Source organism: Pseudarthrobacter raffinosi (assembly GCF_023913735.1).
GTDB classification, from domain to species: Bacteria; Actinomycetota; Actinomycetes; order Actinomycetales; family Micrococcaceae; genus Arthrobacter; species Arthrobacter raffinosi.
This window is the reverse complement of the sequence record NZ_JAMXBH010000033.1, coordinates 18,115-27,626: the sequence shown is the minus strand read 5'-3', so window position 1 is coordinate 27,626 and position 9,512 is coordinate 18,115. Positions and strand designations below refer to the sequence as shown.

Sequence of the window (9,512 nt, the reverse complement as noted above, 5' to 3'; positions counted from 1 at the left end):
CGGCAGAGTCATATGGTCGTTGCAACGCTCTGATTGATGGAGCGTTTAATGGTCAGGTCATTTCCTCTGAGTACCCGCACCGAGTTCATTGACCTTGTGTGTGGGGGGATGTCGATTTTCGCTGCCGCCCGGCGTGTCGGGGCTGTGCACCAGACCGGGCGAAACTGGTGGGCCCAGTCTGGCCACATGATGAGTTTGAGCAAGGGCAGCGTTGGGGGTCTTGCGGATCCTGCACCGGCGACGGACGGCCCAGGTGGCCGGACGCTGGGAAGGGTGGAGCGGGGGATGATCCAGATGGGCCGACGATGTGGGCTCAGCTACGCCGAGATCGGTAAGGCCATAGGTCGGGACAAGTCAGTGGTTTGGCGGGAGGTGAAACGGAACACCAGCGCGGATGGGGTTTATTACGCCTCGGCCGCCCATACGAAGGCGCATCAGGCCAGGCGCCGGCCCAAGCCGCTCAAGCTTGTCGAGGACGAGGATCTGTGCCGGCTGATCGCGGTGTGGATGGATGACGGGTGGAGCCCGAAGCTGATCTCGTCGATGTTGGCGTTTTACTTCCGCGATGACCAGACTATGCAGGTGAGCCACGAGACGATCTACCAGGCACTGTACGTCCAGGCCCGCGGAAGTCTGCGGGCAGACCTGGCCGAGAAGCTCAGCCTGAAACGGAAACAACGCGTCCCGCACACCGCTGACAGGACCAAGAACAGCCCTTACAAGGAGGCGTTCAAGATCAGCGAACGCCCGGCCGAGGTCCAGGACCGGGCCATCCCGGGGCACTGGGAAGGCGACCTCATCATCGGCTGCGACGGGACCGCAATCGGCACGCTCGTGGAACGCTCGACCAGGTTCACGATCCTGCTCCACCTCGCGGGGGACCACACCGCGGAGACCGTCGCTGCGGCGATGATTCGGGAGATGGGCGAGCTTCCGGAGCACCTGCGCCGGTCGATCACCTGGGACCGCGGAACGGAACTGGCCGAGTACGCCCAGATCCAAACCGCGCTCGAAACCACGCTCTACTTTTGCGACCCGCACTCGCCCTGGCAGCGCGGGACAAACGAGAACACCAACCGGCTCCTGCGGTTCTGGTTCGAGAAAGGCTCAGACCTCTCCGTTCACACCCCAGAGGACCTCCGCAAGGTCGCCGCGAAACTCAACCGCCGACCCCGGCCCACCCTCAACCTCGAAACCCCAGCCAACCGGCTGAACCAGCTGCTACAAGCGGCATAACCACCCAGCGTTGCTTCCACCAGTTGACTTTGCCTTCAAAACACTGCCGTCATCTGCCATTTGGACGGGGTTAGTGCCAATGCCGTTCGGTTAAGGTCTGCACGGTGATGTCAACCCGTATCCCGGCGTTGCGTTCAGGTGAATAGGCGCAGCCCTTGTTAGAAGTGAANCCGACCCCGGCCCACCCTCAACCTCGAAACCCCAGCCAACCGGCTGAACCAGCTGCTACAAGCGGCATAACCACCCAGCGTTGCTTCCACCAGTTGACTTTGCCGGCTCAAAACGACACTTACTGCTACCTAGTTGGGCGAGCAGCGTTACTTGTTGAGCAGGTGCACGTGGTCCGGGGTCAGCTCGGAGATCTTGCTTACGCCCAGCAGCGCCATGGTGCGGGCCATGTCCTTCTCGAGGATCTGCAGGGTGCGGTCCACGCCCGCCCGGCCGCCTGCCATCAGGCCGTACAGGTACGCGCGGCCGATCAGCGTGAAGTCGGCGCCCAGGGCCAGTGCCGCGATGATGTCGGCGCCGCTCATGATGCCGGTGTCCAGCATGATGGCCGCGTCCGAGTTGTCCTTGGTGAAGGCCTCCTTGACGCCCGGCAGCAGGTGGAACGGGATGGGCGCGCGGTCCAGCTGGCGGCCGCCGTGGTTGGAGAGCACCACGCCGTCGGTGCCGTGGTCCACCACCTTGCGGGCGTCCTCAACGGTCTGGATGCCCTTGACCACGAGTTTGCCCTTCCAGGTTTCGCGCAGCCAGTCCAGGTCCTCGAACGTCAGCGTGGGGTCGAACATCGAGTTGATGAGGTCGGCGACGGTCCCGGTGTACCGGGATAGCGAGGCAAAGGTCAGCGGCTCGTGCGTGAGGAAGTTGAACCACCAGGCCGGGCGGTAGGACGCATCCAGGACGGTCTTGATGGTCAGCGCCGGTGGGATGGTCATGCCGTTGCGGACGTCGCGGAGGCGGGCGCCGGCGACGGCGGTGTCCACGGTGACCATCAGGGTGTCGTTGCCGGCCTTGGCGGCGCGCTCGATCAGTTCGAGCGAACGGTCGCGGTCCGTCCACAGGTACAGCTGGAACCAGTTACGGCCGTTCGGGGCGGCGGCGGCCACGTCCTCGATGGACGCCGTGCCCATGGTGGAAAGGGTGTACGGAATGCCGGCGGCCTCTGCTGCCTGCGAGCCGGCGTATTCGCCTTCGGACTGCATCATGCGGGTGAAGCCGGTGGGGGCGATGCCCACGGGGAGCCGTGACGGCTTGCCCAGGATGTTGGTGCTGAGGTCGATGCTGGAGACGTTGCGCAGGATGCCGGGCCGGAACTCGATGTCCAAAAAGGCCTCGCGGGCGCGGCGCAGGGTGATCTCGCCCTCGGCGGCGCCGTCCGTGTAGTCGAATGGGGCCTGCGGGGTGCGTCGCTTGGCCATGTCCCGCAGGTCCCAGATGGTGCTGGCGCGCTTGAGCCGCGCTTCCTTGCTGAACTCGGGCTTCTTGAACTGCATCAGCGGGGCCAAGTCCGAGTACTTGGGGATGCGGCGCTTCAGCGCAGCCGGCACCGCTGAAGCGGCCGGACTCGGCGCGGTGGCGGTGGAGGCCGGGACGTCCGTGGCATCCGGGGCCGGCGTGACCTCGGGGTTGTTCGGCTGGATGGTGTGGGTCATGGCTGCCTCCGTTGGTGGGCCTGGCGCAGGGGATCGGGCTGTGGTCTAACCACACTCTAGGCTATGTGGTCCAACCACATCAACTACGATAGCGATATGCGTACGCACCAGCTTGTCCTGACCTGGATCGAAAAGCAGCTCTCCGACGGACAGCTCAGTGTAGGCGGACGCCTACCCTCGGAACGGACGCTCGCCGAGCAGCTGGCAGTTTCCAGGACTTCGGTGCGCGAGGCCATCCGGATCCTGGAGGCCATGGGCGTGGTCCGGGCCGGGGTTGGCTCCGGCCCGGAAGCGGGAACGGTGGTGATTTCGGATCCGACGGCGGCGCTCGGCTCCGCGCTGCGGCTCCACGTTGCCACGCAGCATCTGCCCGTGTCCGACATCGTGGAAACACGCATCCTGCTGGAGACCTGGGCGGCTGCCCGGGCCAAGCCCGACGCTCCGGAGCTGGACCTGGCCGCCACGCTCCTGGGCGAGATGGACGCCGTCGAACGCGTTGCCCGGACGGCGGATGACTTCCTGGCGCTGGATATCCGGTTCCATCTGGCCCTCGCGGACGCCGCCGGCAATGCCGTGGTCAGTTCCATGATGGGCTCGCTGCGCGAATCCATCCAGGGCTACACCGCCCGGTTTACGGCCAATCTCCCGGACTGGGATGCCACAGCGTCGCGCCTGCAGGCGGAGCACCGGGAGATTCTGGCCGCCATCAGGAACGACGACGGCGCGCGCGCGGCCACACTGGTGGCTGCCCACATCGAGGGGTACTACCGCGAGGGCGGGGTCGGGCGCCCGGCGGAGGGCTGACCCGGCGTCGACATGGCAGTTCGCGGAGGGAATCGGGGCAACTCAGCCGTGGGCCGCAGTACGTGGCGCCTTGGCGGGCCCGCTGCTGGCCCGGATTTCCAGGCGCGGCTGGTACCGGCTGCCCGGGGCGTCGTGGTCTTCCTTGCGGATGAGTGCCCGCAGTTCACGCCAGGCCTGGCCGCCAAGCTCGGCAATCGGAACCGCCGCGGTGGTCAGGGTGGGTGTGGTGTAGCGGGCGAACGGGATGTCGTCGAAGCCGGTGACGGAGATGTCGCCCGGAACGTCCACGCCGCGTTCGTGCAGGCCGCTCATCAGGCCCATGGCCACGAGGTCGTTGAAGGCCAGGATGCCGGTGGCGCCGCTGGCCAGGACCGAGTCCACCGCCCCGTGGCCGGTATCGAAGTCCGAGCCGCCGTCGAGCATGGTGACGGCCACCTGCGGGTGCCGGGTTTTGAACGCCTCCAGGCCCTCGAGCCGGAGCCCGTTGGAGGCGCTGCCTGCCGGGCCGGCCAGGAAGGCCAGGCGCGTATGGCCGAGGCCCACCAAGTGCTCGGCGAGGTCCTGGACTCCCTGCCCGTAGTCCACCACGAGGCTCGGAATCCCGGCCGCCGCCGTCGTCCGGTTGATCAGGACGAGCGGGTGCAGCGACGGGGCGATTTCCTCGAGCTCGGCATCGCTCATACGCGGGGCGCAGAGCACCAGGCCGTCGCAGCGCCGGCGGGCCTCGCCGGCCAGGATGGCTTCTTCGCTGGAGACTTCGAAGGAATCGGCAATCAGCACGCGGTAGCCATCTTCCGCCGCGGCCCGGCTCAATCCGCGCAGGATCGCCTGGAAGGTGGGGTTGGCGAGGTCGGGCACCACAATGCCGATGGTGTCCGTCTTGCCCAGCGCGAGGCTGCGACCCACGGGATTGGGTTGGTATTTGAGCTCGACGGCGGCCGCCCGCACCCGCGCCGCGATGTCCGGGTCCACGGTGAAGTTGCCGTTCATGACGCGCGAAACAGTGGCGTGCGAAACCCCTGCCTTCACGGCAACGTCCGCAATGCCGATCCTGCCGGTTGCCGATTTCCTGGCCATGGCCCTGCCTTTCGTAAGTCCCGGTCCCCGTGATTACCGGCGCCCGTGGGACAGCATACAACGCTCTCGGAAACCGGTTTCCATTCGTTCGGCGCGCCGGATGAGGGCTGTGCCGCCGCAGAAACAGGCCTTTCCGTCAGAAAGCGCTTTCTCTTAGAGAGGATAAGGGTTGACGGGACCGCGAGTCTATTGATAGAAATCATGTAGCAGCACTGAGAAAACGCTTTCTCGCTTGCCAGTACCACAGCCCAGCGCACCACCAGCGGCCGCAGTCCGGCCGAGTATTGAAGCCTCCGAAAGGGACCCTCATGGTCAACACAGCCGAATCGAGTTCTGCTACCGCTGACTTCACTTCAGCGCCGGAGCCAGGCACAAGTACCAGGGCCCGCATCGCCCTCATCGGCACCGGTGGCCGCTCCGAGATGTACATCCGGGCCATCTTCGGCAAGCACGCTGATACCGCGGAACTGGTGGCCTTCTCCGATGTCAACCCCGGCCGCGTGGAGTTCTACCAGAAGCTGATCCAGGAACTCGGTGCGCCCGGACCTGTCGCTTCCTTTGACCCCGCAGACCTCACTGCCTTCATTCAGGCCAACAACATCGACCGCGTTGTGGTGACCACGCCGGACTACACGCACGCGGACTACATCGTGGAGGCACTCGAGGCGGGCGCCGACGTCGTCGTCGAAAAGCCCCTCACCATCGACGCCGAAGGCTGCCGCCGCATCACCAAGGCCGTGGCAGAAACCGGCCGCAACGTGGTGGTCACCTTCAACTACCGCTACTCACCCCGCAACAGCGCCCTCAAGGAAATCATCCAGAGCGGCGTGATCGGCAAGGTCACCTCCATCGACTTCAGCTGGGTCCTGGACACCGTCCACGGCGCCGACTACTTCCGCCGCTGGCACCGCGAAAAGAAGAACTCCGGCGGCCTGCTGATCCACAAGGCATCGCACCACTTCGACCTGGTCAACTGGTGGATCAATGACGTCCCGGAGCGCGTATTCGCCTCCGGCGGGCTCAAGTTCTACGGCGATGAGAACGCCGCCGAGCGCGGCCTGGGTCCCCGTCCGGAACGTGGAACGCCCGACGCCGGCGCGCCCGCTACTGCCGAAAAGGATCCGTTTGCGCTGGACCTGCGTGAGGATGAGCGCCTGAAGGCCCTCTTCCTGGACAACGAGCACTACGACGGCTACCGCCGCGACCAGGACGTCTTCACCGGCGGCATCACCATCGAGGACAACCTGGCACTCGTGGTGGAGTACCAGGGCGGCCCGCGCCTGAGCTACTCCCTGAACGCCCACAGCCCGTGGGAAGGCTACCGCGTGGCCGTCAACGGCACCGAAGGCCGGGCCGAACTTGTAGTGGTGGAACGTGCCGCCGTCCTCAACAGCACGGACAAGAAGACCGTGGTGGACCCCAGCGCCACCCCCATCGAGGAGGAGGACGCCGTCCGCCGCAACGGCGAACGCCTGGTGGTCCAGCGCCACTGGGAAGCAGCCTACGAGGTGCCCATCGTCAACGGCGAAGGAGGCCACGGCGGCGGCGACGACCTGCTCCTCTCCGACCTCTTCAACGGCCCCGGCGAGGACCCGCTGGGCCGTCCGTCCGGATACCTCGACGGCCTCCGCTCCGTGTCCGTGGGCATTGCCGGCAACCTTTCCTTGGAGTCCTCCCTTCCCGTCCGCATCGAGGATCTCCACCTCGGCGCAGACCTTCGCCGCGACGCCTAGTCCGCCCGAAATCCTAAAGGAACCAACATGAGCAGGATCTTTGTCACCGGCGGCTCCGGCCGTCTGGGGCGCAGCGTCGTGGCGGGGCTCTCGGCAGCGGGCCACGAGGTCATCTCGGTGGACCGCGACGCCATCCCGGCGGACCAGTTGCTGGCCGGCGTTGTGCAGGAAACCGGCGATCTGCTGGCCCCGGGCGAGGCTTTGCGCCTCCTCCGGGAGGCCAGGCCCGACGCCGTCATCCACCTTGCAGCGATCGCCGTTCCGTTCAGCGCGCCGGAGGACGTCATCTTCGCCACCAACACCCGCCTTGCCTACGCTGTCATCAGCGCGGCCACGGAACTGGGGATCGGCAAGATCGTCACGGCGAGCAGCCCCACGGTGCTGGGCTACGGCTGCCCGGCGGGCTGGCTGCCCGCGAGCTTCCCGCTGGATGAGCAAACGGCGCCAAAGCCCTGGAACGCGTACGCGCTGTCCAAACTTATCGCCGAGCAGACCGTTCAGATGTTTGCCGCGGCGCAGGGGGAGAAGATCCGCTACGCCGCCTTCCGGCCCTGCTACGTCATCTCGCCGGAAGAATGGGAAGGCGCGCCCACGCAGCAGGGCCATACCCTGGCCGAACGGCTGGCCGATCCTGCCCTGTCCGCGCCCGCTCTGTTCAACTACGTGGACGCTCGCGATGTGGCCGATTTCCTGGACGTGCTCCTGCAGAAGATGGACTCCATTCCGAACGGCGAAACCTTTTTTGTGGGCGCCGCGGATGCCCTCGCCACCGCATCGCTGGCCGAACTGATGCCCCGCTTCCTGCCGGGAAGCGAGGCCCTCGCCGCCGGCCTGACCGGCACCAGCCCGGCCTTCTCCATCGCGAAGGCCCGTCAACTGCTCGGCTGGGAACCCAAGCGCAGCTGGCGGACCGAACTGAAGACCGATTCCACCCTCAACGACGAGACATCCGCCGCGCTGGTAAGCGCCGGCAGCGATGCCAAGGAGACATCATGAAATTCGACGGCGTTTTGTTCTTTCCCGTCACCCCGTTCACGCCGGAAGGCACCGTGGATGTGGAGCTCCTCAAGGAGCACATCGGTTCGAGGCTGCCGTTCGGACCCGGCGGCGTGTTTCCTGCCTGCGGCACCGGCGAATTCCACGCCCTGAGCATCGACGAGGTGCGCACCGTGGTGACCGCCGCCGTCGAGGTTGTGGCAGGTAAAGTGCCAGTGGTGGCCGGAGCCGGCGGGCCGCTGGGGCACGCCATCGCCGCCGCCCGTGTTGCCGAGGAAGCCGGAGCCGATGCACTCCTGGTCCTGCCGCCGTACCTGGTCACCGGCCCCACCGACGGTTTGGTGGCGTACATCGAGGCAGTGGCGGACGCCAGCAGCCTCCCGGTGATCGTGTACCACCGCGGCAACGCCAAGTTCACAGCCGCCTCCATGGTCCGCCTCGCCGCCAACCCCAAGGTGATCGGCTTCAAGGACGGGCTGGGCGATGTGGGCCTGGCCCAGGAGATTGTGTCCGCGGTCCGCGCCACGGGGCGCGAGGACTTCGCGTTCTTCAACGGGCTCCTGACGGCCGAACTGACCCAGGGCGCCTACCGGGGCCTGGGCATTCCGCTCTACTCCTCGGCGGCGTTCGCCATGGCACCGGAGATCGCCAAGGCGTACTACGACGCCTTTGTCTCTGGCGATGAGCACCGCCGCAACGCCCTGCTGGAGGGTTTCTACGCCCCGCTGGTGCGGCTCCGGGACCAGACCCCCGGCTTCGGCGTCTCGCTGGTCAAGGCCGGCCTGCGGCTCGGCGGACTTCCCGTCGGCCCGGTCCGGCCGCCGCTGGTGGACCCCACCGAGGACCAGCTGCTCCAGCTGAAGTCCATCCTGGCCAAGGGCTACGAGCTGGCCGGCCGCTGATGAGTGCGCCCGCCGTCGAAACCGTCCGGACCGCTCCGCGCATTACCGGTCTGACCACCCGCCTCCTGACTGTCCCGCTGCGCCGCAGCTGGGGAGTGGAGGCACCGGAAAACCACGTGATCGTTACGGAGATCCAGACGGACGACGGCGGCGCGGGGCACGGTTTTTCGTGGACGCCCACCATCGGCCCGCAGGCCGTCAAAGCGCTCCTCGACTACGACATCGCGCCCTTCGTTGAGGGGCTGCCCGCCAATCCCGAGACGGTATGGGACGCGTTGTGGAAGCGGCTGCATGAGGCCGGCGGCGGGGGACTGACCACCATAGCCATGGCCGGCGTCGACCTTGCCCTCTGGGACCTCCAGGCACGCGGTGCCGGTACTTCAGTCACGGGCCTGCTGGGCCAGCGGCAGGAGTCCGCCGAGGTGTACGGCTCAGGGGTGAACCTCCACTACACGCTGGAGGAGCTGGTGGCCCAGACCGAGCGCTGGATTGCCGCGGGCCACCGGGCCGTCAAGATCAAGGTGGGCAAGCCCGATATCCGCGAGGACGCCGAGCGCGTCGCCGCGGTCCGCTCCGTCCTCGGACCGGACCGGAAGCTTATGATCGATGCCAACCAGCGGTGGGACCTGCCCACCACGTTCAAGGCCCTGGACGTGCTCGCGGAGTACGGGCTGGAGTGGCTCGAGGAGCCCCTCCGCGCGGACGACCTCTGGGCCTACCGCAGGCTGCGGAAGCATTCACCCGTGCCCATCGCCTTGGGCGAAAACCTGCACACGATCTACCGTTTCCGCGATTTCATTGAGGCGGAGGCGGTGGACATCATCCAGCCGAACATCATCCGGGTAGGCGGCATCACGCCGTTCCGGCGGATCGTGGAGCTGGCCCGGACCAACAGCATCCGCGTGATGCCGCACCTGCTGCCGGAACTGTCCGGACAGCTTGCCCTTACCCTGGCGGAGCCCACCCTGGTGGAGGACGTGGAGGACGCGTCGTTCGAACAGCTGGGCATCCTGGCCGGGCCCGCACCGGTCCGCTTCAGCAACAGCCGCCTCACGCTTACGGACCAGCCGGGACTCGGCTTCCGGTTCACGGACAACCCGCAGACCTGA

Annotated in this window: 8 protein-coding genes; 6 read left to right on the top strand and 2 right to left on the bottom strand. The window is 66.8% G+C overall.

Annotation, left to right across the window (positions count from 1 at the left end; all coding sequences use genetic code 11):
- The first annotated feature begins 48 nt into the window (after positions 1–48).
- A complete protein-coding gene (locus NG698_RS20860) occupies positions 49–1,236 on the top strand; it encodes an IS30 family transposase (protein WP_374210107.1) in 1,188 nt (395 codons plus the stop codon).
- A gap of 317 nt (positions 1,237–1,553) precedes the next feature.
- Here the strand turns inward: NG698_RS20860 and NG698_RS20855 are convergent, their stop codons facing one another.
- Positions 1,554–2,891, bottom strand: a complete 1,338-nt coding sequence (locus NG698_RS20855) for an alpha-hydroxy acid oxidase (RefSeq protein ID WP_305884351.1) — start codon at positions 2,889–2,891, stop codon at positions 1,554–1,556.
- A gap of 96 nt (positions 2,892–2,987) precedes the next feature.
- Between NG698_RS20855 and NG698_RS20850 the strand changes: the two genes are divergently transcribed.
- Positions 2,988–3,695 carry a FadR/GntR family transcriptional regulator gene (locus NG698_RS20850; RefSeq protein WP_252612103.1) on the top strand — a complete coding sequence of 236 codons (708 nt, stop codon included), beginning with the start codon at positions 2,988–2,990 and terminating at the stop codon, positions 3,693–3,695.
- 42 nt (positions 3,696–3,737) lie between these two features.
- On the opposite strand, the gene NG698_RS20845 is transcribed toward NG698_RS20850, so the two are convergent.
- Positions 3,738–4,772, bottom strand: a complete 1,035-nt coding sequence (locus NG698_RS20845) for a LacI family DNA-binding transcriptional regulator (protein ID WP_252612102.1) — start codon at positions 4,770–4,772, stop codon at positions 3,738–3,740.
- 308 nt (positions 4,773–5,080) lie between these two features.
- Here NG698_RS20845 and NG698_RS20840 point away from each other — a divergent pair, with 308 nt between their 5' ends.
- From NG698_RS20840 to NG698_RS20825, 4 genes are read left to right on the top strand one after another with little or no spacing between them, the layout of a single operon-like run.
- Positions 5,081–6,505, top strand: coding sequence for a Gfo/Idh/MocA family protein (locus NG698_RS20840; protein WP_252612100.1), 1,425 nt, complete (start codon positions 5,081–5,083; stop codon positions 6,503–6,505).
- 27 nt (positions 6,506–6,532) lie between these two features.
- The gene (locus NG698_RS20835) at positions 6,533–7,501 is read left to right on the top strand and encodes an NAD-dependent epimerase/dehydratase family protein (RefSeq protein ID WP_252599841.1); all 969 of its coding nucleotides are present in this window, start codon (positions 6,533–6,535) and stop codon (positions 7,499–7,501) included.
- Positions 7,498–8,403 (top strand): 5-dehydro-4-deoxyglucarate dehydratase, encoded by a 906-nt coding sequence (locus NG698_RS20830; protein ID WP_252599842.1) that lies wholly within the window; start codon positions 7,498–7,500, stop codon positions 8,401–8,403. The genes NG698_RS20835 and NG698_RS20830 overlap by 4 nt, the downstream gene beginning before the upstream one ends.
- Positions 8,403–9,512 (top strand): mandelate racemase/muconate lactonizing enzyme family protein, encoded by a 1,110-nt coding sequence (locus NG698_RS20825; RefSeq protein ID WP_252599843.1) that lies wholly within the window; start codon positions 8,403–8,405, stop codon positions 9,510–9,512. Before NG698_RS20830 ends, NG698_RS20825 begins: the two co-directional genes overlap by 1 nt.

What these genes read in the sequence shown, in the direction of transcription:
- NG698_RS20830 (WP_252599842.1), top strand. Translation starts at nt 7,498, where the DNA reads ATGAAATTCGACGGCGTTTTGTTCTTTCCCGTCACCCCGTTCACGCCG.
- NG698_RS20860 (WP_374210107.1), top strand. Translation starts at nt 49, where the DNA reads ATGGTCAGGTCATTTCCTCTGAGTACCCGCACCGAGTTCATTGACCTT.
- NG698_RS20825 (WP_252599843.1), top strand. Translation starts at nt 8,403, where the DNA reads ATGAGTGCGCCCGCCGTCGAAACCGTCCGGACCGCTCCGCGCATTACC.
- NG698_RS20840 (WP_252612100.1), top strand. Translation starts at nt 5,081, where the DNA reads ATGGTCAACACAGCCGAATCGAGTTCTGCTACCGCTGACTTCACTTCA.
- NG698_RS20835 (WP_252599841.1), top strand. Translation starts at nt 6,533, where the DNA reads ATGAGCAGGATCTTTGTCACCGGCGGCTCCGGCCGTCTGGGGCGCAGC.
- NG698_RS20845 (WP_252612102.1), bottom strand. Translation starts at nt 4,772, where the DNA reads ATGGCCAGGAAATCGGCAACCGGCAGGATCGGCATTGCGGACGTTGCC.
- NG698_RS20850 (WP_252612103.1), top strand. Translation starts at nt 2,988, where the DNA reads ATGCGTACGCACCAGCTTGTCCTGACCTGGATCGAAAAGCAGCTCTCC.
- NG698_RS20855 (WP_305884351.1), bottom strand. Translation starts at nt 2,891, where the DNA reads ATGACCCACACCATCCAGCCGAACAACCCCGAGGTCACGCCGGCCCCG.